At 61.3% G+C, this 26,147-nt stretch carries 25 protein-coding genes; 15 read left to right on the forward strand and 10 right to left on the reverse strand.

All coding sequences use genetic code 11. The annotated features are described in order from the left end of the window. The first annotated feature begins 192 nt into the window (after positions 1–192). From ACM62R_RS08830 to dxs, 4 genes are read left to right on the forward strand one after another with little or no spacing between them, the layout of a single operon-like run. Positions 193–1,122: a histone deacetylase family protein gene (locus ACM62R_RS08830; RefSeq protein WP_415183688.1), complete on the forward strand. Its 930-nt coding sequence runs from the start codon at positions 193–195 to the stop codon at positions 1,120–1,122. Next, on the forward strand, positions 1,119–1,355 hold the full coding sequence (locus ACM62R_RS08835; protein WP_415183689.1) for an exodeoxyribonuclease VII small subunit: 237 nt from the start codon (positions 1,119–1,121) through the stop codon (positions 1,353–1,355). Before ACM62R_RS08830 ends, ACM62R_RS08835 begins: the two co-directional genes overlap by 4 nt. Further along, entirely contained in the window at positions 1,356–2,222 is an 867-nt protein-coding gene (locus tag ACM62R_RS08840) for a polyprenyl synthetase family protein (protein ID WP_415183690.1), read from the forward strand. 15 nt (positions 2,223–2,237) lie between these two features. Beyond that, the gene (dxs, locus tag ACM62R_RS08845; protein WP_415183691.1) at positions 2,238–4,148 is read left to right on the forward strand and encodes a 1-deoxy-D-xylulose-5-phosphate synthase; all 1,911 of its coding nucleotides are present in this window, start codon (positions 2,238–2,240) and stop codon (positions 4,146–4,148) included. Between the two features lie 27 nt (positions 4,149–4,175). Here the strand turns inward: dxs and ACM62R_RS08850 are convergent, their stop codons facing one another. The 5 genes from ACM62R_RS08850 to mbfA form a co-directional block, all read right to left on the reverse strand. Next, positions 4,176–5,090: an ornithine cyclodeaminase family protein gene (locus ACM62R_RS08850; protein WP_415183692.1), complete on the reverse strand. Its 915-nt coding sequence runs from the start codon at positions 5,088–5,090 to the stop codon at positions 4,176–4,178. Then, complete coding sequence (locus ACM62R_RS08855; protein WP_415183693.1) at positions 5,087–5,704, reverse strand: HAD family hydrolase; 618 nt, start codon at positions 5,702–5,704, stop codon at positions 5,087–5,089. Before ACM62R_RS08855 ends, ACM62R_RS08850 begins: the two co-directional genes overlap by 4 nt. Then, entirely contained in the window at positions 5,701–6,159 is a 459-nt protein-coding gene (locus tag ACM62R_RS08860; RefSeq protein WP_415183694.1) for a YaiI/YqxD family protein, read from the reverse strand. Before ACM62R_RS08860 ends, ACM62R_RS08855 begins: the two co-directional genes overlap by 4 nt. After that, positions 6,159–6,989: an S-formylglutathione hydrolase gene (gene fghA / locus ACM62R_RS08865; protein WP_415183695.1), complete on the reverse strand. Its 831-nt coding sequence runs from the start codon at positions 6,987–6,989 to the stop codon at positions 6,159–6,161. The genes ACM62R_RS08860 and fghA overlap by 1 nt, the downstream gene beginning before the upstream one ends. 138 nt (positions 6,990–7,127) lie before the next feature. Beyond that, positions 7,128–8,105, reverse strand: a complete 978-nt coding sequence (gene mbfA / locus ACM62R_RS08870; RefSeq protein ID WP_415183696.1) for an iron exporter MbfA — start codon at positions 8,103–8,105, stop codon at positions 7,128–7,130. A 153-nt stretch (positions 8,106–8,258) separates the two neighbouring features. On the opposite strand from mbfA, the gene ACM62R_RS08875 reads away from it, so the two are divergent. Beyond that, positions 8,259–8,423, forward strand: coding sequence for a hypothetical protein (locus tag ACM62R_RS08875; protein ID WP_415183697.1), 165 nt, complete (start codon positions 8,259–8,261; stop codon positions 8,421–8,423). Here the strand turns inward: ACM62R_RS08875 and ACM62R_RS08880 are convergent. Further along, complete coding sequence (locus tag ACM62R_RS08880; RefSeq protein WP_415183698.1) at positions 8,399–9,325, reverse strand: rhodanese-related sulfurtransferase; 927 nt, start codon at positions 9,323–9,325, stop codon at positions 8,399–8,401. The two genes, ACM62R_RS08875 and ACM62R_RS08880, sit on opposite strands and share 25 nt — an antisense overlap. A gap of 114 nt (positions 9,326–9,439) precedes the next feature. Here ACM62R_RS08880 and pncA point away from each other — a divergent pair, with 114 nt between their 5' ends. Together pncA and pncB are read left to right on the forward strand one after the other, a co-directional pair. Beyond that, positions 9,440–10,048, forward strand: coding sequence for a bifunctional nicotinamidase/pyrazinamidase (pncA, locus tag ACM62R_RS08885; protein WP_415183699.1), 609 nt, complete (start codon positions 9,440–9,442; stop codon positions 10,046–10,048). Further along, positions 10,049–11,341 carry a nicotinate phosphoribosyltransferase gene (gene pncB, locus ACM62R_RS08890; RefSeq protein WP_415183700.1) on the forward strand — a complete coding sequence of 431 codons (1,293 nt, stop codon included), beginning with the start codon at positions 10,049–10,051 and terminating at the stop codon, positions 11,339–11,341. It begins immediately after the preceding gene. A gap of 6 nt (positions 11,342–11,347) precedes the next feature. Here the strand turns inward: pncB and ACM62R_RS08895 are convergent, their stop codons facing one another. The 4 genes from ACM62R_RS08895 to ACM62R_RS08910 form a co-directional block, all read right to left on the reverse strand. Beyond that, positions 11,348–12,820: an inorganic phosphate transporter gene (locus ACM62R_RS08895; RefSeq protein WP_415183701.1), complete on the reverse strand. Its 1,473-nt coding sequence runs from the start codon at positions 12,818–12,820 to the stop codon at positions 11,348–11,350. Between the two features lie 218 nt (positions 12,821–13,038). After that, entirely contained in the window at positions 13,039–14,208 is a 1,170-nt protein-coding gene (gene nagA, locus ACM62R_RS08900) for an N-acetylglucosamine-6-phosphate deacetylase (protein ID WP_415183702.1), read from the reverse strand. Between the two features lie 31 nt (positions 14,209–14,239). Next, a complete protein-coding gene (locus ACM62R_RS08905) occupies positions 14,240–15,010 on the reverse strand; it encodes a GntR family transcriptional regulator (RefSeq protein WP_415183703.1) in 771 nt (256 codons plus the stop codon). Beyond that, positions 15,010–15,849 (reverse strand): BadF/BadG/BcrA/BcrD ATPase family protein, encoded by an 840-nt coding sequence (locus tag ACM62R_RS08910; protein WP_415183704.1) that lies wholly within the window; start codon positions 15,847–15,849, stop codon positions 15,010–15,012. Before ACM62R_RS08910 ends, ACM62R_RS08905 begins: the two co-directional genes overlap by 1 nt. A 159-nt stretch (positions 15,850–16,008) precedes the next feature. Here ACM62R_RS08910 and ACM62R_RS08915 point away from each other — a divergent pair, with 159 nt between their 5' ends. The 8 genes from ACM62R_RS08915 (at position 16,009) to ACM62R_RS08950 (ending at position 26,117) form a co-directional block, all read left to right on the forward strand. Then, positions 16,009–16,902 carry an N-acetylmuramic acid 6-phosphate etherase gene (locus ACM62R_RS08915; RefSeq protein WP_415183705.1) on the forward strand — a complete coding sequence of 298 codons (894 nt, stop codon included), beginning with the start codon at positions 16,009–16,011 and terminating at the stop codon, positions 16,900–16,902. A 38-nt stretch (positions 16,903–16,940) separates the two neighbouring features. Then, the gene (locus tag ACM62R_RS08920) at positions 16,941–18,194 is read left to right on the forward strand and encodes an ABC transporter substrate-binding protein (RefSeq protein WP_415183706.1); all 1,254 of its coding nucleotides are present in this window, start codon (positions 16,941–16,943) and stop codon (positions 18,192–18,194) included. Between the two features lie 85 nt (positions 18,195–18,279). Next, on the forward strand, positions 18,280–19,197 hold the full coding sequence (locus tag ACM62R_RS08925) for a carbohydrate ABC transporter permease (protein WP_415183707.1): 918 nt from the start codon (positions 18,280–18,282) through the stop codon (positions 19,195–19,197). 9 nt (positions 19,198–19,206) lie between these two features. After that, positions 19,207–20,046, forward strand: coding sequence for a carbohydrate ABC transporter permease (locus ACM62R_RS08930; RefSeq protein WP_415183708.1), 840 nt, complete (start codon positions 19,207–19,209; stop codon positions 20,044–20,046). Beyond that, positions 20,043–21,065, forward strand: coding sequence for a Gfo/Idh/MocA family protein (locus tag ACM62R_RS08935; RefSeq protein WP_415183709.1), 1,023 nt, complete (start codon positions 20,043–20,045; stop codon positions 21,063–21,065). Before ACM62R_RS08930 ends, ACM62R_RS08935 begins: the two co-directional genes overlap by 4 nt. A gap of 9 nt (positions 21,066–21,074) precedes the next feature. Further along, positions 21,075–22,073, forward strand: a complete 999-nt coding sequence (locus tag ACM62R_RS08940) for an ABC transporter ATP-binding protein (RefSeq protein WP_415183710.1) — start codon at positions 21,075–21,077, stop codon at positions 22,071–22,073. 63 nt (positions 22,074–22,136) lie between these two features. Beyond that, positions 22,137–24,449, forward strand: a complete 2,313-nt coding sequence (locus ACM62R_RS08945) for a Tex family protein (RefSeq protein WP_415183711.1) — start codon at positions 22,137–22,139, stop codon at positions 24,447–24,449. Positions 24,450–24,809: 360 nt separating this feature from the next. Then, positions 24,810–26,117 carry a flagellar hook protein FlgE gene (locus ACM62R_RS08950; RefSeq protein WP_415183712.1) on the forward strand — a complete coding sequence of 436 codons (1,308 nt, stop codon included), beginning with the start codon at positions 24,810–24,812 and terminating at the stop codon, positions 26,115–26,117. Positions 26,118–26,147: the final 30 nt, after the last annotated feature.

Raw genomic sequence — 26,147 nt, forward strand, 5'->3', positions numbered from 1 at the left:
CCGGCGGATCGACCAGACCCTAACCGGACCATCTCCGTAGATCTCGGGGGCCACTCGCAAGGGTGGCCCTTTGATTTTAGGGCGGTAACTGTTGCTGCCGCCGGCATGAGTATTTGGGCCAAACAAAAGCCTGACGCATGAAAAAGCGGTTGGGGCTTGGCGAGCGCCGGTTGGCCCCGTAACCTTGGTGTCATGGGAACGTTATTTTTCACGCATGAGGCGGGTCTGGCGCATGTCACACCGCCGGGTCATCCCGAACAGCTGGCACGGCTGGAAGCGATCTATGCCGCGCTGCGCACCGCGATTTTTGATGGGCTGGAGCGGCGCATCTGCCCTATCGCCGACGAGGCCGAGGTGCTGCGCTGTCACCCGGCCGTTTATCTGGACAGGGTCAAGGCGGCGCGCCCGTTGCAAGGTTGGGCGCAGCTGGACGGCGACACCTTTTTGTCGCCGGGGTCATATGAGGCGGCCCTGCGCGCCATTGGCGGGCTCAACGCGGCGGTTGATGCGGTGCTGGCGGGGCAAGCCGCCAACGCCTTTGTCGCCATGCGTCCGCCGGGGCATCATGCTGAAAGTGTCACTGCGATGGGGTTTTGTCTGTTCGGCACCGCGGCAATTGCGGCGCGGCGGGCGCTGGATCATCATGGGTTGGCGCGGGTCGCCGTGCTGGATTTCGACGTGCATCACGGGAATGGCTCGCAGCAGTTGCTGTGGGATGAAGCGCGGTGTTTCTTTGGCTCCAGCCATCAGATGCCGCTTTTCCCCGGCACCGGCTATGCGACCGAGGTAGGTGCGCACGGGCAGGTGATGAATGTGCCGCTGCCGCCGGGGTCGGGTGGGGCGGAAATGCGCCGTGCCTGGGAAGACATCCTCGCGCGCGCAGTGGCATTTCAGCCGCAATTGGTGCTGATATCGGCGGGGTTTGATGCGCATCGGGCGGACCCGTTGGCGGCGCTGAACTGGCGCGAGGCGGATTTTAGCTGGTTGACCCATGCGATTTGCGATCTGGCCGACGATTGCGGCGCGCCAGTGGTCTCGACGCTGGAAGGCGGATATGATTTAGACGCTTTGGCGGCCAGCGTGGCGGCTCATGTGGCGGTGTTGATGGAACGGGGCGAATGAGCGATATTTCTGCGATGAGTTTCGAAGAGGCCATGGCGGCCTTGGAAAAGGTCGTGAAAGACCTTGAGTCGGGTCAGGTCTCGCTGGATCAGTCGATTACGCTTTATGAACGCGGTGCCGCGCTGAAAGCCCATTGCGAGGCACGGCTGAAAGCCGCCGAAGAGCGGGTTGAAAAGATCACCTTGGGCGAGGGTGGGCAGCCGGTTGGCAGCACACCGGTTGAAGGGCTTTGAATGTTTCCCGACCGTTTGGCTGAGGTTCAGCGCACGGTTCAGATTGCGCTGGATGGCGCGTTACGGGGGCATCCTGACGGGCCTCTGCGCAACGCGATGGGTTATGCGGTGCAGGGCGGCAAGCGGTTGCGCGCCTTTCTGCTGTTGGAAAGTGCGGCGCTGTTCGGGCTAAGCGATGCGCAGGCTTTGCCCGCAGCGGCGGCAGTCGAGGCGCTGCACGCCTATTCTCTGGTCCATGACGATCTGCCCTGTATGGATAATGACGATTTGCGCCGCGGCCTGCCGACCCTGCATGTGAAATGGGATCAGGCCACCGCCGTTCTGGCGGGGGACGCGCTGCAAACACTGGCGTTTGCGCTGTGCTGCGACCCGGTTCTTGGCCCGCCCGAGCGGCGTATGGCGCTGGTGGCGGCACTGGCACGGGCGGCGGGGGCGGAAGGGATGGTCTACGGTCAGGCGCTTGATATTGCCGCCGAAACCGCCGCTGCGCCGCTGACGCTGGAACAGATTACCGCGCTTCAGGCCGGTAAAACCGGGGCGCTGATTTCATTTGCGGCCGAGGCGGGGGCGATATTGGCAGGTCAAGACCGCGCGCCACTGGCGGCCTATGCTGCTGCACTTGGTCTTGCATTTCAGATTGCCGATGACATTCTGGATGTGACCGGTGATGAAACGCAGACCGGCAAGCGGTTGGGCAAGGACGCCGGCGCCGGTAAGGCCACCTTCGTGTCATTACTGGGGCTGGAGGGCGCGCGCACCCGTGCCGCTGCACTGATTTGCGAGGCAGAAGCCGCCCTTGCCCCTTACGGCGAACGGGCGCAAACCTTGCGGGAAGCTGCGCGTTTCGTTATTGCGCGCCAGATGTAAGCCGTTGGAGGGCTGATGACCGACCAACCCAAGACCCCCATGCTGGACCGCGTCCATCTGCCGTCAGACATGAAGGCGCTGTCGGACCGCGATCTGCACCGGCTGGCCGATGAGCTGCGCGCCGAGACAATATCAGCGGTGTCGGTCACCGGTGGCCATCTGGGGGCTGGCCTGGGGGTGGTTGAGCTGACCGTGGCGCTGCATGCGGTGTTTGACGCGCCCCGCGACAAGATCATCTGGGATGTGGGGCACCAGTGCTACCCGCATAAAATCCTGACCGGGCGGCGCGACCGGATCCGTACCCTGCGGACAAAGGGCGGGGTTTCAGGTTTTACCAAACGGTCAGAAAGTGCCTATGACCCGTTCGGCGCGGGCCATTCGTCCACCTCAATCTCGGCGGCGCTTGGTTTTACGATGGCGCGCGAACTCGGGGGGGATGCGGGCGACGCGATTGCGGTAATTGGCGATGGCGCGATGAGCGCGGGCATGGCGTTCGAGGCGCTGAACAACGCGGGCCATCTGGGCAAACGTCTATTCGTCGTGCTGAATGACAATGAAATGAGCATCGCGCAACCGGTTGGCGCGCTGTCATCTTATCTGACACGGTTATACACGGGGATGCCGTTCCAAGACCTGAAAGCGGCAGCCAAGGGCGCGGTCAGCCTGCTGCCCGAACCGTTACAGGAAGGGGCCCGGCGCGCCAAGGACATGCTCAAGGGCATGGCGATGGGCGGCACACTGTTTGAGGAATTGGGATTTACCTACGTTGGCCCGGTGGATGGGCATGATCTGGACCAGCTTTTACCGTTGTTGCGCACACTCAGGGCAAGGGCGACAGGGCCGACACTGATCCATGTGGTCACGAAAAAAGGCAAAGGCTACGCCCCGGCCGAGCGCGCCCCAGACAAGGGCCACGCCACCGCAAAGTTCGATGTGCTAACCGGCGCACAGGTGAAGGCACCGTCGAACGCGCCCAGCTATACCTCGGTTTTTGCCAAGGCGCTGTTGGATCAGGCGGCGCGTGACGACAAGATCGTGGCGATAACGGCGGCGATGCCCGATGGCACCGGGTTGAACCTTTTTGCCGAACGTTATCCGCGCCGGTGTTTTGATGTGGGCATCGCAGAACAGCACGCGGTGACCTTTTCAGCGGGGCTGGCGGCTGGCGGGATGAAACCCTTTTGCGCGCTATATTCCACCTTCTTGCAGCGCGGCTACGATCAGGTGGTGCATGACGTGGCAATCCAGCGCCTTCCGGTGCGCTTTGCGATTGACCGCGCAGGGTTGGTCGGCGCCGATGGCGCAACCCATGCCGGGGCTTATGACGTTGCATTTCTGGCCAATCTGCCCGGTTTTGTGGTGATGGCCGCCGCTGACGAGGCCGAACTTGTGCATATGGTCGCCACGGCGGCGGCGTTGGATGACCGCCCGTCGGCCTTTCGCTACCCACGCGGCGAAGGAATGGGCGTTGACATGCCCGAGCGGGGTGAACCGCTGGAGATTGGCAAAGGCCGGATCATCGCCGAGGGTGGGCGCGTGGCGATCTTGTCCTTTGGCACGCGACTGGCCGAGGTGCTGAAGGCCCGCGAGGCGCTGGCCGCACGCGGACTTGCACCAACGGTTGCCGATGCGCGCTTTGCCAAGCCGCTGGACCGTGACCTGATCCTGCGACTGGTGCGCGAACACGAGGCGCTGATCTGCGTGGAAGAGGGCGCGGTTGGCGGTTTTGGCAGCCATGTTGCGCAACTTCTGGCCGAAGAAGGCGTCTTTGACCGGGGCTTCAAATTCCGTTCAATGGTGCTGCCGGACGTTTTTGTCGACCAGTCCAGCCCCGAAGATATGTATGCCACCGCCGGGATGAACGCGCCGCAGATCGAGGCGAAAGTGCTGGAGGTGCTGGGCGTCGCGGTGGCGAAACGGGCCTGACCTTAGGCTAATGCAACCCGTTTTCAGTTAACGCCCGCGCCAGGCGGCCAGAATATACTGCGCGGTCATCAGATCCAGATGCGCACCGCCACCGTTCTTGCAGATCGTAATTTCATCGGGGCTGGTGCGGGCGAATTTTCCGGCGGGTATGTCGTAGTAATCAGCCAGAATGTCGGCCTCGCCAATCACACCACGGGAAATGGGGTCCTTGATTTCGCCGATATGGTGAATGGTCGTGGCGCGGGCATCAACGAAAATCCGGGCGCGGCGCAAGGCATCATCATCGGCCTCGCGCATGTCGGGGCGGTAGGCACCGATCAGGTCCAGATGGGTGCCCGGTTGCAGCCACGCCCCCTTGATGATCGGTACCGAGGCCATGGTGGTTGTCGCGATGATCTCCGCGCCGCGCACGGCGGCCTCAAGGTCTTCGGTCGCGGTGGCACCGGTGGCGTTGGCCAAGGCGCGCGCAGCTTCGGGCGAGCGGTTCCATACCGCAAAACGTGCGCCGGGGAAGGCGGCGGAATAGGCGGCTATCATTGAACGCGCGACATGGCCAGCGCCGACGATAAGGATATTGCGTGCGTCGGGGCGGGCAAGTTTGCGCGCGGCAAGCAGGCTATCGCCGGCGGTTTTCCATTTGGTCACAAGGTGAAAATCTATGATCGCTTCAAGGCAACCGTGGGCGTCGTCGTAAAGTGTCACCGCGCCGTTGATCATCGGCACGCCTGCCGCCGGGTTTTCGGGAAAAACCGAGGCCGCCTTGACCGCCAGCCCCAACCCGTCAATCCAGGCAGAGCGGGTCAAAAGCGTGTCTTTGCCACGGTAGAGAAAGCTGTCGGCCACCTCGGCCCGGGGCAGACGGTGGCCTGCCTCAAGCGCATCTGTCAGCCAAAGCCAATCCAGATGGGCCTCGGCCTCGGGTCCGATAATCTCAACGCTCATTCGGCTTCCTCTGGGGTCAGAAGGCGCTCGGCAATCAGCCGGGCGGCAAGGGTTTCGGGCGCGTCAAAAAGATGGGTCTGCCAGCCACGCGCTGCGGCAGCCTCTATATTCTCGGCGCGATCGTCCGTGAACAGCAGTGCGGAGGGCGGTAGACCGCAATCTGCCTCGACCTGCTCATAAATCCGGGCGTCGGGTTTGATGACCCCCATCCGCCCCGAGATGTATCGCCGGTCAAACTCAGTCAACGCCGGATACATGCGCTCTGCCAGATCAAAGGTCTGATCGCCAAAGTTTGACAGGGCAAAAACCGGCGTCCCGCGTTGGCGCAGCGCCCGCAAAAGGCGGATCGAATGCGGGATGGCCGGCGCGAACATATCCGTCCAGCGGTCGTGCCACAGCCGGATATGGGCGGCATGATCGGGGTGGCGCGCAGCAAAGGCGGCGACGGTGGCGGCAAAGGGTGCGCCAGCGTCAATCGCCTCATTCATCGCGGCAAGGCCGATGGTGTCAAACAGGTGATCGCGCGCCGCCGGGGCCAAAATCGGGTCATAGACCCGTTCCGGGCGCCATTCGATCAGTACGTTTCCGATATCAAACACCACGGCTTTGATCATTGCCCAGCCTCGCGCATTGCGGCCCGCGCCGTGCGGTCCAACGCGTCAAGAAAACGAGAGCGGTCTGCCTTTGTAAACCCCTTGCCGCCACCTTGACGAAACGGGTCAGCGCTGCGCAGATCGGCCATCAGATCGCGGGTCGCCAGCACATTGCCGATGTTGGCGGTGGTCAGCGGCTCTCCGTCATGCTTCAGCACACGCGCCCCGGCGGCGACACATTTCGCCGCAAGCGGGATGTCACCCGTAACCACCACGTCGCCGCGCCCGGCGTGATCCGCGATCCACTTATCCGCCTCGTCCGGGCCAGCGGCGACATAGACCATTTCGACCAGCGGATTGGCCGAGGGGCGCAACCCCCCGTTCGAAACGATCAGCAGCCGTTGACACAGACGGGTTGCGACGCGCTCCGCCTCGTCCTTGACGGGGCAGGCATCGGCATCAAGGTAAATCGCCATCAGCGATACAGCGCCTCGGCGTGAAAGGCGGTATGCTCCTCAAAGAAGGAGGCGATGAAGAAGTAGCTGTGGTCATATCCCTTTTGCAGGCGAAAGCTGCCGGGTTGGCGGCGGGTGGCCATGGCGGCCGCAAGGGATTCGGGTTTCAGCAGCGGCAGGAACTGATCGCTGGTGCCCTGGTCGATCAACACATCGCCGTCAAAGCCCGTCTCGGTCATCAGATGGGTGGCGTCATGGTCCAGCCAATGCGCCTCATCCGCGCCCAGATAGGCGGTGAACTGTTTGCGCCCCCAGTCTGACGCGGCTGGGTTGGCAATAGGGGCGAATGCGGAAACCGAGCGGTAACGCCCCGTCAGACGCATCGCCAGTGTCAGCGCGCCATGCCCGCCCATCGAATGCCCGGTGATTGACTGGCGGTCCTCATCAATGGCGAAATTCGCGGTCAGAACCCGGGGAAGCTCGTCCGCGATATAGTCCCACATGCGAAAATGCGGGGCCCACGGGCTTTCGGTTGCGTTGACGTAAAAGCCCGCACCCTGGCCCAGATCATAAGCGTCATCATTGGCCACCCCTTCGCCGCGCGGCGAGGTATCGGGAAAGCACAGGGCAATTCCATGGTCAGCGGCCCATTTCTGCGCGCCGGCTTTTGTCATCGCGTTTTCATGGGTGCAGGTCAGGCCCGACAGATACCACAACAGCGGAACAGACCCTAATTCGGCCTCTTCGGGCAGAAACAGGCCAAAGGTCATATCGGTGCCGGTGGCCGATGAGGCGTGGCTATAGACGCCCTGAACCCCGCCAAAGCACCGATTTTCGCTGATTGTCTGCATAGTCTTGCTCCTTCTTGGGCCGTAACCGGCGGCGCCGTCAGAATCGCCGTTGCGATGCGTTATACCCTAGCCGCCTGATGAGGTCAGTGCTGCACTTGGCTAGCACGCACCTGCGCGGTAGGAAAGACGCTGGCCCAGCTACCCCCTCCCGATAAGGGCGCCCGCTGCAAAAACCAGCGCCCCACCCAATACCACCTGCATGGCGGCGCGGGCAAAGGGCGTTTCCATGAATTTGTTTTGGATCCAAGCAATCGCCCACAGTTCGATAAAGACGATGATCATGGCAAGGGTAGTTGCGGTCCAGAAATCGGGGATCAGGTATGGCAGCGCGTGCCCCATTCCGCCCAATGTTGTCATCACCCCCGATGCCAGCCCGCGTTTCCACGGGCTGCCACGTCCCGAAAGCACCCCATCGTCATGTGCCGCCTCGGTAAAGCCCATGGAGATGCCGGCACCAACTGACGCCGCCGCGCCCACCAAAAACGTGGTCCAGGTGTCATGCGTTGCGAATGCGGTGGCAAAGATCGGCGCCAGCGTCGAGACGGAGCCATCCATAAGCCCCGCCAAACCCGGTTGCACCCAGGTAAGAATGAACTGTCGGTGGGCGGCGCGGTCTTCTTCGGCCTTGGCATCAGGTTCAAGGTGGGTTGCTGACAGATGGGCCGCGGTTTCAGCATGGCCAGCCTCGGCGGCGGCAAGATCACCCAGCAGCTTGCGGGTGGCCGCATCGGTGCTGTGTTGCGCGGCGGTCGTATAGAAATTGTGCGCGTCCCGCTCCATCGCTTCAGCTTCGGCGCGGATACGTTCAAGTGACAGGTTTTTCATCAGCCAGACCGGCTTGCGCGCATAAAACCCTGCGACATGTTCATGCCGGATCAGTGGAATCACATCACCAAAACGGTTGGTATGTGTTTCGATCAGGCGGCGGCGATGTTCGTCTTCTTCGACGGCCATCCCATCGAAAACCTTCGCAGAGGCGGGATAGTCGGCGCGTAAATGTTGCGCATATTGTCGGTAGATCTGCGCATCGTCCTCTTCAGAGGAGATTGCCAGCGCAAGTATTTCCTGTTCCGAGAGATCTGAAAAACGTCGGCGGGGGGCGAAACCGGGTATCATTGGTGAACCTTTATGAAAGCGATCCTGGGTAGTAAGCATGTCGCCGGTGAACACGTCAAAAAACTGAACCAATCGGTTCAGTTCTACTTGCCAAACTGAACGACTCGGTTCATATACGTTTCTGAACCAAGTAGTTCAGTTTGGAGATTCAAGATGAAACGCATTGCTCTTGGCCTTATCCTTGCTACGCTGACCGCGCTACCGACACTGGCGGGCGGCTTTTCCATGGATCTTCCGCGCCTGGACTTTCCGACACAAGGCGCCCAAGTGACGCGGGATTGCGCGACGCTGCTTCAGCCCGCATCGTGCAACGACTGAAGCTGCCCCAGATGCGCCTTGCCCCGTTTGGCGGCCAGGCGCATCTGCCGGGCGCGTTCGCGAAACCGTTCACGGTCGTCTTGAGAATATTCCGTGGCGCAGTGCGGGCAGCAGACGTCTGGCTCATAAAGCGGGCTGGCCTTGTCGGCCGCTGAAATCGGGCGGCGACACGCATGACAACTATCATAGTCACCCTGTTTCAGCCCATGTTTCAGGCTGACACGACGGTCAAACACAAAGCAATCGCCCTGCCAAAGGCTTTGATCTTCGGGAACATCCTCAAGATACTGCAAGATGCCGCCTTGCAGGTGATAGACGTTTTCAACCCCTTGCCCCAACAGGTAATTGGTTGATTTTTCGCACCGAATTCCACCAGTGCAAAACATGGCCACACGTTTGTTGTGAAAACGGTGGGCGTTTTGTTGCCACCATTCGGGAAAGTCGCGAAAGCTGCGGGTTCCGGGGTCAATCGCCCCTTCAAACGTGCCAATCGCAACTTCGTAATCGTTACGCGTATCAATCACCACCACATCCGGCGCACTGATCAACTCGTTCCAGTCTGCCGGGCGGATGTAGTGGCCAACGCTGGCGCGCGGGTCGACATCGGGCTGCCCCATGGTCACGATTTCCCGTTTCAGCCGCACTTTCATCCGCGCAAAGGGCATCTCTGTGGCGGTGCTTTCCTTCCACGTCAACGCACCACATCCCGGCAAGGCGCGCAGATGTGCCAGCACGGCGTCAATTCCGGCGCGGGGTCCGGCGATGGTGCCATTCACCCCCTCACCTGCCAGCAACAGCGATCCGCGCACCCCGTTGGCTGTAGCCAACGCCAAAAGCGGGCCTTGCAGCGCAGCAGGGTCGGGAAAGCGGGTAAAGTGATATAGGGCGGCAACGGTGAACATGCGGGGTTTTTACGCCGACGGTGGGCGCGCCGCAAGACCACCAATCGAGGCCCGGCCATTGACGCCACCGGACGCGGCACTTACCCATTGACTTAGGGAAAAATGAGGAAAGTCATGTCTGCCACGCATAATGCCCTGATCGTGATTGATCTGCAGAACGATTTTTGCCCTGGTGGGGCGCTAGCGGTCAAAGGCGGTGATGACATCATCGCGCCAATCAACACGCTGATGCCAGATTTTCCTGTGGTCGTGCTGACGCAGGACTGGCACCCGCAAAACCATTCCTCTTTCGCAGACCAGCACCCAGGTGCTGCGCCCTTTACCCAGATAGACATGCCCTATGGCCGGCAAACGCTTTGGCCGCGCCATTGCGTTCAGGGCACGAATGGCGCAGCCTTTCACCCCGATTTGCGCACCGACCCTGCCGATATGATCATCCGCAAAGGCTTTCGCCCGCAGATCGACAGCTATTCCGCATTCTTTGAAAACGACCATACCACCCCCACCGGGCTTGCCGGCTATCTGCGCGACCGGGGCATTACCGATCTGACCTTTGTTGGCCTTGCGCAGGATTACTGCGTGGCCTGGTCGGCCATGGACGCCACCAGACTCGGCTTTGCCGCGCGGGTGCTGGAGGGGGCGTGCCGCGCGATTGATCTTGATGGCTCGCTTGCCGCTGCGCGCGATGCCATGCGCACCGCCGGCGTGACACTGGAGGCGTGAATGGTTGATATCGCAACGCGGGTCTATAACCACAAATGGAAAATCGACCCTATCGTGCGGTCCTTGATCGACACGGATTTTTACAAACTGCTGATGTGCCAGTCGGTGTTTCGTAACAAACCCGACACAACGGTTACCTTCAGCCTGATCAACCGGACCAAATCCATCCGCCTTGCCGATCTGGTTGATGAGGGCGAGTTACGCGAACAGCTTGACCATGTGCGCGCCCTGTCGTTGACGCGCGGCGAAAGCACATGGCTGCGCGGCAATACATTTTACGGCAAACGCCAGATGTTCCGCCCTGACTTCATGCAGTGGTTCGAGAATATGCGCCTGCCGCCCTACTATCTTGAAAAGCGCGACGGCCAGTTTGATCTGACCTTTGAAGGCCGCTGGCCCGAAGTGATGATGTGGGAAATTCCGGCACTGGCGGTGCTGATGGAACTGCGCTCGCGCGCGGTGCTGAAAGACATGGGGCGGTTTGAGTTGCAGGTGCTTTACGCCCGCGCAATGACCCGCGTCTGGGAAAAGATCAAGCAGCTAAGGGGCCCCAAAGACCTGCGTATTGCGGATTTTGGCACGCGCAGGCGGCATTCGTTTCTGTGGCAGGATTGGTGTGTTCAGGCGATGATGGAGGGCTTGGGAGAGGCGTTCACCGGCACCTCGAACTGTCTGATCGCCCAACGCCGCGAAATCGAGGCAATCGGCACCAACGCGCATGAATTGCCGATGGTCTATGCCGCGCTTGCGGAATCGGACGAAGATCTGCGCCAGGCGCCCTACCGCGTGCTGGCCGACTGGCACGAAGAACACTCGGGCAATTTGCGCATCATCCTGCCCGACACCTATGGCACCGAGGGCTTTTTGAAACACGCCCCTGATTGGCTGGCAGGTTGGACCGGCATCCGTATCGACAGTGGTGACCCTGCAGAAGGGGCCGAAACCGCGATCCGCTGGTGGCAGTCGCGCGGCGAAGACCCGCGTGAAAAGCTGGTGATCTTTTCGGACGGGCTGGATGTGGAAATGATATTGGCGCTTCAGGCGCGCTTTGCCGGGCGGGTCAAGGTATCGTTCGGTTGGGGCACGCTGCTGACCAATGATTTCCGTGGCCTCGTGGAAGGGGACGGGCTGGCACCCTTCAGCCTTGTGTGCAAGGCCGTGTCCGCAAACGGGCGACCAACGGTAAAACTGTCAGACAACCCCGCCAAAGCTACCGGCCCCAAGGCCGAGATTGCGCGCTACAAAAAGGTGTTTGACGTTGGCGAACAGGCCGCACTGGACGTGGTAGTTTGAACCACATCAGTCGGTAAGCGTGTTCAGCAACAGATAGATCACTGCCGACAGCATCGCCGAGGCAGGGACCGTAACCACCCAAGCTGCCGCCACGGTCAGAAAATGCGACCGGCGCACCAGTTTGCGGCGCGAGCGTTCTTCGGCGGGTACGGGTTTGCCCTTGCTTAGCCCCAGCGCGCGTGCGCGCCGCTCTGAATGCCATTCGCGGTAAAAGCCCACGCCGAAAATAGCGCCCACCGCAATATGGGTCGAACTGACCGGAAGCCCCTGCCAGGATGCCAGAATGACTGTGACCGCTGCGGACAGCGCGACGCAATAGGCGCGCATCGGGTTCAGCTTGGTAATCTCGGACCCGACCAAGCGGATCAGTTTTGGCCCGAACAGGACCAGACCCATGGAAATACCCAGCGCACCCACAACCATCACCCAGATCGGAATGGTGACGCTGGACCCGATATCGCCCGCGGCAACAGCATGCACGATGGCCGCCAGTGGACCCACCGCATTGGCGACGTCATTGGCACCATGCGCAAACGACAAAAGCCCCGCTGAAAGAACCAATGGCAAGGCAAACAGCTTTTTCAGTGATTTCTTGCGGTTTTCCAGACCTTCGGACTGATGGCGGATCAGCGGCACCGAAAGCGCCCATGACAAGATGCCGATTGCCAGCCCGATCAGCGCGGCGGTGCCAAGCGTCATCGGGAAGATCTTTTTCAGGCCCTTGGTCGCCAGATAGGTGGCAAAAACCCCGGCCATGATGCCAACCAGCACCGGAACCCATTTACGTGCCGCTGCCAGTTTGTCATCCTGATACATGATCCTGGCCTTGATAAAGGCCAGAAACAACGCCGCAATCACCCCGCCCATCACCGGAGAGATGACCCAGCTCGCGGCGATTTCCCCCAGTTTGGGCCAATTCACCGCGCTAAACCCAGCCGCAACAACCCCCGCCCCCACAACACCGCCAACAATGGAGTGGGTGGTGGAAACCGGCGCGCCCAACATGGTTGCCAGATTTAGCCAAAGTGCTGCCGCCAACAGGGCTGCCATCATCGCCCAGATGAAATGGGTACTATCGGCCATTGTGCCGGGGGCCACGATATCAGAAGATATCGTCCTGACGACATCGCCACCCGCCAGTAACGCGCCAGAAGTCTCGCAGATTGCCGCGATGATCAGCGCACCGCCCATGGTCAGCGCCTCGGCACCGACCGCGGGGCCCATGTTGTTGGCAACATCGTTGGCGCCAATGTTCAGCGCCATATAGGCACCGATTGCCGCGGCGGCGACAACCACGATGGAAACCGACTCGCGCCCCATGAACAGCATTGCGCCTACCGCTACCAGCACGATGAATGCCAGCGCGATGCCCGGCGCCACCAAGGGCCGGGCCACAAATTGCGTCGCATCTTCAAGGCGGCCAATGCGGCCAAGATCCTTGTCGAGTGTTTTCCACTGGTTCACGGGCCGTTTGGCCATATTTCGCGCCTGTCGGATATGTGTTTCATTCGCTGCGCGGGTTAGCCGTTCTGGCCCAAGGAAACAACAGCGGAATCGTTCATCCCTGATCGCGCAAGGCAATCGAGGGGCGGCGTTTCCCTATATGCGGCCCTAAAAAGGGGATGAATCGCGCCTTGTCCCGGCGATACCCAGACGTGACCCACCCATCGCCTTGGTCTGGCTGGGCCATGAACCCTTCAAGAGCCGGGGCCAGCGGGTTTTGCCTGCACCAGCGGCTTTCCTGCCCGCCAGACGCCCGCCAATTGCCAATCCGTATCGAAATGCACCAAATTGGCGACAACGCCGGGCGCGATAAGGCCGATTTCATCCGCTAGCCCCAACAGGCCCGCCGGCACGCTGGTTGCCATGGCCAACGCCTGTTCAGGCCGCAGGCCGATGATGCGGATCATCGTGCGCACTGCCTCGGGCAGGGTCAGGTCGGCCCCGGCCAGGGTGCCATCCTCCAACGTCAGGCGGCCCTGTTGGCGCAGAATGCGACGCCCGCCCAAGGTAAAATCCGTCACATCCGTACCCGCAACCGCCATCGCATCCGAGACCAGAAACACTTTGCCCAGACCCTTGGCCGCCAGCGCCAGCCCGATCGTATGTGGATGAACATGCAGCCCGTCGGCAATCAACCCGGCATAAGGGCGCGACCTTAGCGCCGCCCCGACAAGACCGGGCTCGCGGCTGCCCAACTGGCTCATCGCGTTGAAAAGATGGGTAACGCAGCGCGCGCCCGCATCCATCGCGGCATCCGCCTCGGACAGGGTGCAGTCGGCATGACCAAGGCTGACCACCGCCCCCGCCGCCGCCAAGGTGGCAATTTGCGCGGTCGTGACCGATGCGGGGGCCAATGTCACCATCAGCGCGGGCAGCGCCGCTGCCGCCACACAAAGCGCCTTAAGGTCACCTTCGTCCATCGGCCGGATCAGGGCAGGGTCATGCGCGCCCTTGCGGCGGGGGTCCAGGTGCGGCCCCTCCAGATGCAGACCCAAAAAGCCCGGCACACCCGCCTGCGCCGCCGCGATCCCGGCGGAAATAGCGGCCGCAGTGGCCTGCGGCGTGTCGGTGATCAGCGTTGGCAAGATGCCCGTTGCGCCCAGCCCGCCATGGGTGGCGCAGATATGTGCGATGCACGCGACATCGGCCGAACCGTCAAGCATCACGCCGCCGCCGCCGTTGACCTGAAGGTCGATCAGACCGGGCGCCAACACCCCGCCCTGCAACACGACCGTTTCGCCATTGGGCACGTCTGAATCGGCCAGAATGGCTGTAATAGAGCCGTTTTTAACCACGACCGAGTGATCGGCCAGCATCTGTCCGCCATCAAACACCATGGCTCCGGAAAAGATTTGAACGTTCATATTGACTCCGTCGATTACGGGTTTATCGGGGTCATACAGACCCTTCTGCGCCTTCCGGCGCAATTTGCAACTCTGCGGCAAAGTCATACGCATCGCCCCGGTAAACCGAGCGGGTGAATTCCACGACCCGACCCGAAGGCAGATAGGAAATCCGCTCGATCCTAAGACCGGCAGCCCCGACCGGCACCTCCAAAAGTGCGGCATCCTGCGCACCCAGATTGGCGGCCGAAATACGCTGTACCGCGCGCACAGGGCGTAGGCCACGTTCGGCCAAGACCGCATACAAGGACCGATCCACCTGCATCGGATCTGGCAAAACCGCAGATGACAGCGCCGCGCGTTCTATCGCCAGCGGCACACCATCGGCACGGCGAACACGCTCCAACCGGGCGACGCGGTCTTTGGCTGAAAGGCCCAGCGCCATAACCTCTTCCGGCGTGGGGGAATGAAGCGCCCGGTTCAGCCAGACCGATTCCACCTGTTTCCCGCGCCGCGCCATATCCTCGGTGAAAGAGGTCAGCAACGACAGCGCCTGTTCCAACCGTTCGACTTTAGGGGCGACGAAGGTGCCAGACCCGCGCCGTTGCACCAGATGCCCCGCCTCGACCAATGCCTGCACCGCCTTGCGCACCGTCACCCGCGACAACCCGGTCATCGCCGCCATGTCACGTTCGGGCGGCAGGCTGTCACCGGGTAGCAGGCGACGTTCAGCAATCGCTGCGGCGATCCGGCGTTGAAGCTGGCGGTAAAGCGGGCCCGCGCCGGCGTCTGCAAACCCGTCAGGCGAAAATATCTGATGCATCAGCCGCCCCCCTGCCGGGCAAGCCATAGCGCCCCGTCCAGCGCCGTTCCCTTGGCAGGCAGAACCGGCCAAAGCGCCCGCGTTCGCACCGCGAATGTTGGGCCCAGCCCGCCCAGAAACACCACGGGAACGGTATCGCCCTCTTGCTGCAACAACACAACGGCTGCCGTCACCTCATCTGCGGCAGCCGATATGACGGCCTGCGCTGCCGTATCGCCCGCCGCGGCCTCGGCCAGAATACGCGGTGCGTAGGCTGCAAAATCTGCGGGTTGCGCCGTTTTGGCGAAATCGACCACGGCCGGGGCACCGCCGCGTTCGTCCAACACCGCCCGCAGGCAGGGGGTCATAGGCACAAAACCGTCAAGCGCGCGCAACGCCCGTATCAATAGTGCCCGCCCGATCCATGCGCCCGAACCTTCATCGCCCAGCAAGAACCCCCACCCGCCGATGATCCGCATCTGCCCCGCGCGTTGGCTGGCAAATACCGACCCGGTTCCCACCGCCGCAACAATCCCGTCATCGTCACCCAACGCACCTTTGACGGCAATCCGCGCGTCTGAGACCACGCTTACACGGCCAAAGGGCAAACGCGCGGCCAGCCAATTGGCGCGTTCGGGAAGGTTCGCCCCGGCAAGGCCCAGAACGGCGCAAACCTCGGCTTCGGGCGCGTGATCGCCAAGGGCCTGGCGCGCGGCATCAAGGATGTTGCTGCGGGCTGCTTCGGGGTTGGTGGCAATATTGGCCGGGCCACCTTCGCCGCGCCCGATAATCCGACCCGCGCCATCGGCCAGCGCCGCACGGCACCCGGTGCCCCCGCCATCCACACCCAAAAAGAACATGTTGGACCCTCCCGCTACGGAAACGATACCAAAACAATACCAAAAGGGGAAGCGCTTCGTGGATCAACTAATTTAACCCAGCGATAGGGCCTTCCCGACAAAATGCTTTACTATTGGTATTAGTTTGGCATTATAATTTTACGGAGGGGGAAGATTCGAATGACCACACGGCGCACCGAGGAATCGCATCCGTTGGCCGCTGGGCTGGACGCCCTGACGGGCACGGCCGCTGTCACGCAGCTTTTTGAAGCGCAAGCCGCCTCTCTTGCCGCTATTCGCCCCGCCTTGCCCGCGCTTGAGGATGTCGCAACCATGGCCGCAGACGCGCTGCGCCAAGGGCATCGGCTGATCTACGCAGGCGCAGGTAGCGCCGGGCTGATGGCGCTGGCCGATTGCCTGGAACTTGCGGGCACCTTTGGTCTGCCGCCCGACCGCACCCCGATATTGTTTGCGGGCGGCACTGACGCGCTGGTTCACATGAAGGGTCAGGTCGAAGATGACCCGGCATCCGCGCGGGCCGATCTGGCAAAGGTAGCGCCAAAGGTGGGCGATCTGGTGATCTGCGTTTCGGCGTCGGGGTCCACACCCTACACGATGGCGGTGGCGCGGGCCGCCCGCGCTGTAGGGGCCAAGGTGGCCGGGCTGGCCAATAACGCAGACGCCCCCCTTCTGACCGAGTGCGATCTGCCCGTGCTTTTGGACACAGGCCCCGAGATGCTGGCAGGATCGACGCGTATGGCGGCAGCAACGGCGCAAAAGGTCGCCCTGAACGTGATCTCGACCCGGGCGGCGATGCTGCTAGGGCATATTCATGCGGGCAGGATGGTCAACCTTCAGGCTGAGAATGCCAAGCTGATGGAACGCGCCACCGGGATCGTGGCGGATCTTGCAGACCGCACCAAGGCAGAGGCCGTGGCGGCGCTGGACGCTGCGGGCGGCGCGGTAAAACCGGCGGTGTTAATCGCCGCCGGGGCCAGTATGGAACAGGCGCAGGGTCTGTTGACGGCGAGCGGGGGGCAACTGGGCCCAGCGCTCGCCGCGCTGAAAACATAGAAATCAGGGGCAAACGCCCCCCACAACGGGAGAAGACAATGACCACCAAGACCCTTCGTATGGCATTTTTGGCCAGCACGCTGCTGGGCGGCGCCGCCTACGCACAGGACGTGACGCTAAACATCGAAAGCTGGCGCAATGACGACCTGACGATCTGGCAAGACAAGATCATTCCCGCGTTCGAGGCCGCGAACCCCGGTATCAAAGTCAAGTTCAACCCCTCGGCCCCGCCCGAATACAACGCGGTGCTGAACTCAAAACTGGATGCGGGGTCTGCGGGCGATCTGATTACCTGCCGCCCGTTCGATGCCTCGCTTGAGCTATACAAAAAGGGCAAACTGGCCGATCTGACCGACCTTCCGGCGATGGCTAATTTCAGTGATGTGGCCAAATCTGCGTGGTCGACCGATGATGGGGCGCATACGTTCTGCGTGCCGATGGCCTCGGTCATCCATGGGTTCATCTACAACAAGGACGCCTTCACCGAGCTGGGGATTGAGCCACCCAAGACCGAAGCCGAATTCTTTGCCGTCTTGGACAAGATCAAGGAAGACGGCACCTATATCCCGATGGCGATGGGCACCAATGACCAGTGGGAAGCCGCAACGATGGGCTATAACAACATCGGCCCGAACTACTGGAAAGGCGAGGAAGGCCGTCTGGCGCTGATCAAGGGCGACCAGAAATTGACCGATGAGGGTTGGGTTGCGCCCTATCGGCAGTTGGCTAAGTGGAAGGATTATCTGGGTGACGGGTTCGAGGCACAGACCTACCCCGACAGCCAAAACCTGTTCACACTGGGCCGCGCCGCGATCTACCCCGCCGGTTCGTGGGAAATTTCGGGGTTCCGGGCGCAGGCTGATTTCGACATGGGAGCCTTCAACCCGCCGGTTCAGGCCGAAGGCGATGAGTGCTACATTTCGGACCATGCCGATATTGCCATCGGGCTGAACGCCGCGTCGCCCAATGCCGAGGCCGCGAAGACCTTTTTGAACTGGGTCGGCACGCCTGAATTTGCGAGCCTTTATTCCAACGCGCTGCCGGGGTTCTTTTCATTGCAGAATGCGCCTGTGACGCTGGAAGACCCGCTGGCGCAGGAATTCGTCAGCTGGCGCGACACCTGTAAATCGACGATCCGGTCGACCTATCAGATCCTGTCGCGTGGCACGCCGAACCTGGAAAACGAGACCTGGAACGCCAGCGCCAACGTGATCCGCGGGTCTGAAACCCCCGAGGATGCCGGAAAACGCCTGCAAGAGGGGCTGGCCTCGTGGTACGATCCGCAAAAGTAAGCGCGGGCTGAGGCTTTGGGTGCGGGGGGGCTGTCTGCCCCCCGCACCCCCCGAGGATATCTTTACCAGAGTGAAAGGGGCGATCATGGCAGAACGGAAACCGATCCGCTGGCATATCGGGGTGTTTCTTGCCCCTGCGGTGGCGGTCTATACCGCGATCATGATCGTGCCGTTGTTCGCAACGCTGAACCTGTCGCTGTTCAATATGGTGGACGGGGTGAGGGCCTTTGTAGGGTTAGACAATTTCCGCACCCTGTTCGGAGATCCGCGCTGGTCAGAGAGTTTTTGGAACGCGCTTGGCAATAACACGTGGTTCTTTGTGGTGCATATGCTGGTGCAAAACCCGATCGGGGTGGCGCTGGCGGCGCTTTTGTCATCGCCCCGCCTGCGAATGGCGGCTTTTTACCGGACGGCGATTTTCATTCCGACGATCCTCAGCTTCGTGATCGTCGGGTTTGTGTGGAAGCTGATCCTGTCGCCAATTTGGGGGATTGCGCCGGGGATGCTGGATGCGGTGGGGCTGAAGGCGCTATTTGCGCCCTGGCTGGGCAAGGAAGCCTATGCGCTGACGACGCTGGCGCTGATTTCTGTCTGGCAGTTCGTGGGTATTCCGATGATGCTGATCTACGCCGCGCTGTTAAGCATTCCCGATGAAATTCTGGAGGCGGCCGAGGTGGACGGCGTCACCGGCGCGAGCCAGTTCTGGAAGATCAAGCTGCCGCTTATACTACCCGCGATCGGGATCATCTCGATCCTGACGTTTGTGGGGAATTTCAATGCGTTCGACCTAATCTATGTCAGCCAGGGTGCACTTGCCGGGCCGAACTACGCGACCGACATTCTGGGGACATTCCTTTACCGCACCTTCTTTGGGTTTCAGTTGCAACTGGGCGACCCGCATATGGGGGCCAGCATTGCGACGGCGATGTTTTTGATCATTCTGGCCGGGGTATCAGTCTATCTGTTCGCCATTCAGACGCGGCTGCGCCGCTATCAGTTCTAAGGGGGGATCATGGCACAGGCCCGCGCCTCAACCCGCCGCACCATTGCCGCCCATGCGGTGCTGATAACCTATACGCTGATCGCGCTGTTTCCGGTGTTCGTGGTGGTGATCAACAGTTTCAAGTCGCGCAAGGCGATCTTTTCGCAGCCCTTGTCGCTGCCCTCGGCCAGCACCTTTGACACGGTCGGATACCGCACCGTGTTGGAGCAGGGCGACTTTCTGCTTTATTTTCAGAACTCGCTGACCGTCACGGTGGCTAGCCTGTTTTTCGTGCTGCTGTTTGGCGCGATGGCGGCCTTTGCGCTTAGCGAATACCGGTTTCGCGGCAATCTGCTGATGGGGCTTTATCTGGCACTGGGGATCATGATTCCGATCCGGCTGGGCACGGTGGCGATTTTGCAGATGATGGTTGCGGGTGGGTTGGTCAACACATTGACCGCGCTGATTTTGGTCTATACCGCGCAGGGGCTGCCCTTGGCGGTATTCATCCTGTCTGAATTCATGCGCGGGGTTTCGGATGACCTCAAGAACGCCGGCCGAATTGACGGGTTAAGCGAATACCGGATCTTTTTCACGCTGGTATTGCCATTGGTACGGCCCGCGATGGCGACGGTGGCAGTGTTCACGATGATCCCGATCTGGAACGATCTGTGGTTTCCGCTGATCCTTGCGCCCGCCGAAAGCACCAAGACGGTGACGCTGGGCAGCCAAGTCTTTATCGGGCAGTTCGTGACAAACTGGAACGCGGTTCTGGCGGCGCTGTCGCTGGCGATTTTGCCGGTGTTGGTTCTCTATCTGGCGTTTTCGCGCCAGTTGATCCGGGGAATTACGGCGGGGGCGGTTAAATGATCAGGGTTTTGGTGGCGGGTCTGGGAAATATGGGGCGCAGCCATGCGCTGGCCTATCACGCAGACCCGGCGTTTGAGATTGTGGGACTGATCAACCGCAGCCCGGTCGATCTACCCGCCGAATTACGCAGCTACCCGGTCAGCATTGACTATGCCGAGGCGCTGGCGAGGTTGCAGCCCGATCTGGTCTCTATCGCCACCTATTCCGACAGCCACGCTGATTTTGCCGTGGCCGCGATGCAGGCGGGCGCGCATGTATTCGTGGAAAAACCGCTGGCCACCACCGTGGCAGATGCGGCGCGTGTGGCCGATATGGCCCAAAAAACCGGGCGCAAATGTGTGGTGGGATATATTCTGCGCCACCACCCCAGTTGGCAGCGGCTTATTGCCGAGGCGCGGGCGCTGGGTGGGCCTTATGTATTTCGGCTGAACCTGAACCAGCAATCCTCGGGGCCGACATGGGCGGTGCACAAGGCGCTGATGAAGACGACCCCGCCGATTGTCGATTGCGGCGTTCACTATGTTGATGTGATGTGCCAGATCACCGATGCCCGCGCCCGCGAAGTGCGCGGCATGGGGCTGCGGCTATCGGATGAAATCGCGCCCGATATGTATAACTACGGTCATTTTCAGGTGCTGTTCGAGGATGGCAGCCTTGGCTGGTACGAAGCAGGCTGGGGGCCGATGATGTCTGACACCGCATTTTTCGTGAAAGACGTGGTCAGCCCCAATGGCGCGGTGTCGATCCGCATGCCGGAAAGTGCCAAATCCGACGATATAGACACACATACCAAAACCTCATCGCTGCGTATCCACCGCAACGGCCAGCCCGACGAAGACCTGAACATGACCGATGAACCGGGCCATCAGGCGCTATGCGACCTTCAGGCCGCCTTTGTCGCCAACGCTATCATCAATGACCTCGACCTGACCCGACACCTTGCCGATGCTGTCCAGTCGCTCGCCATTTGCCTTGCGGCAGATGAAAGCGTGCGCACGGGCCTGCCGGTCAAACTTTAGGAGGCGCTGATGGGTGCCCTGACCCTTTCCAATGTCACCAAATCCTTCGGCCCTGTCGAGGTCATCAAGGGTGTGGACCTTGAGGTTTCCGAAGGCGAGTTTTGCGTCTTCGTCGGCCCTTCGGGGTGCGGGAAATCGACCCTGTTGCGGATGATTGCCGGGCTGGAAGATGTCACCTCGGGCGAGGTCAAGATTGCTGGTCGGCGGGTCAATGACGTGGCCCCGGCCAAGCGCGAAATTGCGATGGTGTTTCAGTCCTACGCGCTTTACCCGCACCTGACTGTGGCCGGCAACATGGGGCTGGCGCTGAAACAGGCAGGCGCGTCCAAGGCGGAAATTGCAGCATCGGTTGGGCAGGCGGCCGATATGCTGGGGTTGCAGCCGCTGCTTACACGGCGCCCGGCAGAGCTGTCGGGCGGGCAGCGCCAGCGGGTCGCGATTGGCCGGGCCATCGTACGCACGCCCAAGCTGTTCTTGTTTGACGAGCCCTTGTCAAACCTTGACGCCGCCCTGCGTGGCCAGACCCGGATCGAAATTGCCCGCCTGCACCGCGATCTGGGCGCAACGATGATCTACGTCACCCATGACCAGATCGAGGCGATGACACTGGCCCACAAGATTGTCGTGCTGAATGCGGGTCGGGTAGAGCAGGTCGGTGCCCCGATGGATGTTTACAACGACCCCGACAATGCCTTTGTTGCCGGGTTCATCGGCAGCCCGACAATGAATTTTCTGGACGCCACCGCCCTTGGCACACGCGGCGCCACCCTTGGCATCCGCCCCGAACATCTGGGAATTTCGCGCAGCGAAGGCCCGATAGCGGGCACCGTCAGCCATATTGAAAAGCTGGGCAGCGAAACGCTGGTCTATATCCGCGCAGAGCCGCATGGCCTGTTGACGGTGCGCCTGTTTGGCGAGCAAGATTTTACCGTTGATGAGGCTGTCCACCTTACCCCCGACCCAACCCGCAGCTTTCATTTTGACGCTGCGGGCAAACGGCTGCGCTGACCGGCTTGAGCGCGGGGCGCTACCGGGGTATGGCTTGCGGCCCAGACATAGGAAAGGCCGCGCATGACCGTCTCTGTTGCTTCCGCCCGCCAGATCTCGGCGTTGATCGCCACTGAAATCAGCGCCCGCCCCGATCAGGTGACCGCCGCCGTGGCACTGCTGGACGGGGGCGCCACGGTGCCCTTCGTGGCGCGCTACCGCAAAGAGGCGACCGGCGGGTTGGACGACACGCAGCTCCGCACGCTGGCCGACCGGCTGGCCTATCTGCGCGAACTGGCGGCGCGGCGCGATACGATCCTTGGCTCGATCCGCGAACAGGGCAAGCTGACTGACGACCTTGAGGCGCGGATTGCGGGCACCACAACCAAGGCCGAGCTTGAGGATATCTACCTGCCCTACAAACCCAAGCGCCGCACCCGCGCCACGATTGCCCGTGAAAACGGGCTGGCACCTTTGGCCGAGTCGATCCTCGCGGACCATACGCTGACCCCAGCCGATCTTGCTGCCGCCTATATCACCGACGCCGTCCCAGACGTGAAAGCCGCCCTTGATGGTGCGCGCGACATCATCGCCGAGGGCGTGACCGAAAACGCTGATCTGCTGGCCCGTCTGCGCGGCCATATGCGCAGTCTTGCCCGCGTCGTTTCCCGCGTGATCGAGGGGCAGGAAACCGCTGGCGCAAAGTTTTCCGACTATTTCAGCCATTCAGAGCCTTGGGCCACCACCGCAGGTCACCGCGCACTGGCGATGTTTCGGGGCCGCAATGAGGGCCACCTGAACCTTGATCTGGAGGTGGACGCCGGTGCCGCGCCAGGCCAAAGCCCCGCCGAAGGAATGGTCCGCGCGGTGCTGGCCGCTACCGGCCGCGCGCCTGGCGATCTGTGGTTGGCCGATGTGGCGGGCTGGACCTGGCGGGTCAAGCTGCGCACCACGCTGACCATCGACCTGCTGGCCGATCTGCGTGCCCGCGCCGAAGAAGAGGCAATCCGCGTCTTTGGCCGCAACCTCAAAGACCTGCTTTTGGCGGCCCCCGCCGGCAGCCGCGCCACACTGGGCCTTGATCCGGGCATCCGCACCGGGGTGAAATGCGCCGTCGTCGATGCCACGGGCAAGGTGTTGGACACTGCCACCGTCTATCCGTTCCAACCCAAGAACGACCTGCGCGGCGCGCAAGCCACTATCGCCGCCCTGATCCGCAAATATGGGGTCGAGTTGATCGCGATCGGTAATGGCACGGCCAGCCGCGAAACCGAAAAGATGGTGGCGGACCTGTTGACGCTGCTGCCCGGCAGCGGCCCGCGCCCGATGAAGGTAATCGTATCAGAGGCCGGGGCCTCGGTCTATTCGGCCTCGGCCTTGGCGGCGCAAGAGTTTCCCGATCTTGACGTCAGCCTTCGTGGTGCGGTGTCGATCGCACGGCGGCTGCAAGACCCGCTGGCCGAATTGGTCAAGATCGAGCCCAAGTCCATCGGCGTTGGCCAGTATCAGCATGACGTCGACCAGTACCGCCTTGGCCGCGCGCTGGATGCAGTGGTCGAGGATGCGGTGAACGCCGTGGGGGTTGAACTCAACACAGCCTCGGCGCCCCTGTTGGCGCGCGTGGCCGGAATCGGGCCGGGGCTGGCCGAAACCATCGTTGCGCACCGCGATATGAACGGCGCCTTTGCGACCCGGAAAGAGCTGCTGAAGGTTGCCCGCCTTGGCCCCAAAGCCTATGAGCAATGCGCCGGTTTCTTGCGCATTCAGGGCGGAACAGAGCCGCTTGACGGATCGTCCGTCCACCCCGAGGCTTACGGCCTTGCGCGCCGTATCATTGCCGCCTGTGGCCGTGATCTGCGCAGCCTTTCTGCCGATCCGTCGCGCCTGCGCGCGTTGGAACCGGGTGATTTTGTCGATGCCAGCTTTGGTCTGCCCACCGTGCGCGATATTCTGGCCGAGCTGGAAAAACCCGGTCGTGACCCCCGCCCAGAGTTTCGCACCGCAACCTTCGCGGAGGGGGTGAATGAGATTTCCGACCTGCGCCCCGGAATGTTGCTGGAAGGCACGGTCACCAACGTCGCCGCCTTTGGCGCGTTTGTGGATATCGGCGTGCATCAGGACGGGTTGGTCCATGTCAGCCAACTGGCCGACCGCTTTGTCAAAGACCCGCATGAGGTGGTCAAAGCAGGCGATGTGGTCAAGGTCCGCGTGACCGAGGTTGACCCCGCCCGCAAACGCATTGGCCTGACGATGCGCAAGGATGGCGGCGAACCACGTCCGCAATCCACCCCGAAACCCAGCGGAAAGCCTGCCCCCCGCCACGCCAGCGCGGGGCCAAAGCCTGCGGAAACCGGAAGCTTCGGCGCAGCCCTGCGCGACGCGATGAAGCGGCCATAAACGTGATGCGAAAACCTGACTTTGGGGATCAACAGAAAACGGCGTGTGGCGCGTGTCAAAACGCGCCCATACCGGATATTTCAGACCCTTCTGAAAATTTAGAAATTCAGGTGCTGCGGCACCATCTGCGCTGACGACTTACGGCATTGTGCTATAAAGGGTCACGGTTGCAGATGTTTATGGGCGGTCGCATATGCGCCTGGTGTGGGCGGGTATCGCCAGGCTGAAATGCCTGCACCCAGTGTGGCCGGCCAATAGATGCAAAGTTCTTATAATTTTAGGCGTTAGGGCGATGTTAAGGCTGCAGTGCGCAATGTGACCGCAGATCACAGGACGCAGCATCAGAAAGGCGCACCTCTAATGTCCATTTCTTCTTCGCTGAATGCGGGCGTGGCGGGCCTTGCAGCCAATGCAACCCGACTTGCGACCATCTCTGACAACATCGCCAACTCGGCCACTTACGGCTATAAACGTGCGTCGGCGGATTTTGACAGTATGGTTATCAATCAGGCGCGCAGCGCAGGCGTCTATTCTGCCGGGGGCGTTCGCGCCGCAACCTCGCGCCTGATAGATGAGCGTGGATCACTGGTTTCGACGTCGAACGCGTTGGATATTGCTGTGTCAGGGCGCGGGATGCTGCCCGTCACAACCCAGGTATCCCTGGGCAATATAACCGGCGAACAACCGCTGATGATGACCACAACGGGCAGCTTTCATACGGATAGTACTGGCACGCTGAAAACGGGATCAGGCTTGGTTCTGCTAGGTTGGCCAGCGAATGCTGATGGTAGTATTTCCGTTTTGCCGCGCGATACTCAGGCGGGGCTGAAACCGGTCGTAATCAATTCCAATCAGACGGCGGGCGACCCTACAACCAAAATGAGGTTGGGGGTCAACCTACCTGCAGTAGAAACCAAGGCCGGTTCAGCAGGCAGCATTCAACCAGCTTCCATTGAGTATTTTGGCAATCTGGGCACGTCAGAAACGCTCTCTGTTACCTTTGAGCCAGTCGTCCCGGCAACAGGACAGTCCAATCAGTGGCGTATGGTGATCAAGGACTCGGCACAGGGCAATGCGCCGATCGGCGATTATACGCTAACCTTTGACGCCTCTCGCGGTAATGGCGGCACGCTTGCCAACGTCCATGTCAATTCTGGCGGGGCCTATGACAGCGGCACAGGAACGTTGGCACTAACGGTTGATGGCGGCGCTTTGGAAATGGCGATTGGAAAAATTGGCGATACCAACGGCCTGACCCAGCTATCGGACAGCTTTGCAACTACGTCAATTACCAAGGATGGCTCACCTGTTGGAAACCTGACTGCCGTAGAGGTGGATGAGAACGGCTACATCCGCGCCACTTACGACACCGGATTTATCCGTACACTATACCAGATACCGCTTGTTGACGTGCCCAACCCCAACGGGTTGACCACATTGAACAATCAAACCTTTCAGGTGTCTCCGGATTCGGGATCGTTCTTTTTGTGGGATGCGGGTGATGGGCCTACGGGGGCAGTGGTTGGTTATGCGCGCGAAGGGTCAACCACTGATGTTGCGGCGGAGCTGACCAATCTGATTCAAACCCAGCGCGCCTATTCCTCAAACGCGAAGGTCATCCAGACCGTTGATGAAATGTTGCAAGAAACCACCAACATCAAGCGCTGACCCCGAAACCCGTAGGCCCATGAGCGGAAG

This window comes from Phaeovulum sp. (genome assembly GCF_047638075.1).
In the GTDB taxonomy this organism is placed as follows: domain Bacteria; phylum Pseudomonadota; class Alphaproteobacteria; order Rhodobacterales; family Rhodobacteraceae; genus UBA6197.

Coding starts and splice junctions, on each gene's coding strand:
- ACM62R_RS08830 (WP_415183688.1), top strand. CDS start 193: ATGGGAACGTTATTTTTCACGCATGAGGCGGGTCTGGCGCATGTCACA.
- ACM62R_RS08835 (WP_415183689.1), top strand. CDS start 1,119: ATGAGCGATATTTCTGCGATGAGTTTCGAAGAGGCCATGGCGGCCTTG.
- ACM62R_RS08840 (WP_415183690.1), top strand. CDS start 1,356: ATGTTTCCCGACCGTTTGGCTGAGGTTCAGCGCACGGTTCAGATTGCG.
- dxs (WP_415183691.1), top strand. CDS start 2,238: ATGACCGACCAACCCAAGACCCCCATGCTGGACCGCGTCCATCTGCCG.
- ACM62R_RS08850 (WP_415183692.1), bottom strand. CDS start 5,090: ATGAGCGTTGAGATTATCGGACCCGAGGCCGAGGCCCATCTGGATTGG.
- ACM62R_RS08855 (WP_415183693.1), bottom strand. CDS start 5,704: ATGATCAAAGCCGTGGTGTTTGATATCGGAAACGTACTGATCGAATGG.
- ACM62R_RS08860 (WP_415183694.1), bottom strand. CDS start 6,159: ATGGCGATTTACCTTGATGCCGATGCCTGCCCCGTCAAGGACGAGGCG.
- fghA (WP_415183695.1), bottom strand. CDS start 6,989: ATGCAGACAATCAGCGAAAATCGGTGCTTTGGCGGGGTTCAGGGCGTC.
- mbfA (WP_415183696.1), bottom strand. CDS start 8,105: ATGATACCCGGTTTCGCCCCCCGCCGACGTTTTTCAGATCTCTCGGAA.
- ACM62R_RS08875 (WP_415183697.1), top strand. CDS start 8,259: ATGAAACGCATTGCTCTTGGCCTTATCCTTGCTACGCTGACCGCGCTA.
- ACM62R_RS08880 (WP_415183698.1), bottom strand. CDS start 9,325: ATGTTCACCGTTGCCGCCCTATATCACTTTACCCGCTTTCCCGACCCT.
- pncA (WP_415183699.1), top strand. CDS start 9,440: ATGTCTGCCACGCATAATGCCCTGATCGTGATTGATCTGCAGAACGAT.
- pncB (WP_415183700.1), top strand. CDS start 10,049: ATGGTTGATATCGCAACGCGGGTCTATAACCACAAATGGAAAATCGAC.
- ACM62R_RS08895 (WP_415183701.1), bottom strand. CDS start 12,820: ATGGCCAAACGGCCCGTGAACCAGTGGAAAACACTCGACAAGGATCTT.
- nagA (WP_415183702.1), bottom strand. CDS start 14,208: ATGAACGTTCAAATCTTTTCCGGAGCCATGGTGTTTGATGGCGGACAG.
- ACM62R_RS08905 (WP_415183703.1), bottom strand. CDS start 15,010: ATGCATCAGATATTTTCGCCTGACGGGTTTGCAGACGCCGGCGCGGGC.
- ACM62R_RS08910 (WP_415183704.1), bottom strand. CDS start 15,849: ATGTTCTTTTTGGGTGTGGATGGCGGGGGCACCGGGTGCCGTGCGGCG.
- ACM62R_RS08915 (WP_415183705.1), top strand. CDS start 16,009: ATGACCACACGGCGCACCGAGGAATCGCATCCGTTGGCCGCTGGGCTG.
- ACM62R_RS08920 (WP_415183706.1), top strand. CDS start 16,941: ATGACCACCAAGACCCTTCGTATGGCATTTTTGGCCAGCACGCTGCTG.
- ACM62R_RS08925 (WP_415183707.1), top strand. CDS start 18,280: ATGGCAGAACGGAAACCGATCCGCTGGCATATCGGGGTGTTTCTTGCC.
- ACM62R_RS08930 (WP_415183708.1), top strand. CDS start 19,207: ATGGCACAGGCCCGCGCCTCAACCCGCCGCACCATTGCCGCCCATGCG.
- ACM62R_RS08935 (WP_415183709.1), top strand. CDS start 20,043: ATGATCAGGGTTTTGGTGGCGGGTCTGGGAAATATGGGGCGCAGCCAT.
- ACM62R_RS08940 (WP_415183710.1), top strand. CDS start 21,075: ATGGGTGCCCTGACCCTTTCCAATGTCACCAAATCCTTCGGCCCTGTC.
- ACM62R_RS08945 (WP_415183711.1), top strand. CDS start 22,137: ATGACCGTCTCTGTTGCTTCCGCCCGCCAGATCTCGGCGTTGATCGCC.
- ACM62R_RS08950 (WP_415183712.1), top strand. CDS start 24,810: ATGTCCATTTCTTCTTCGCTGAATGCGGGCGTGGCGGGCCTTGCAGCC.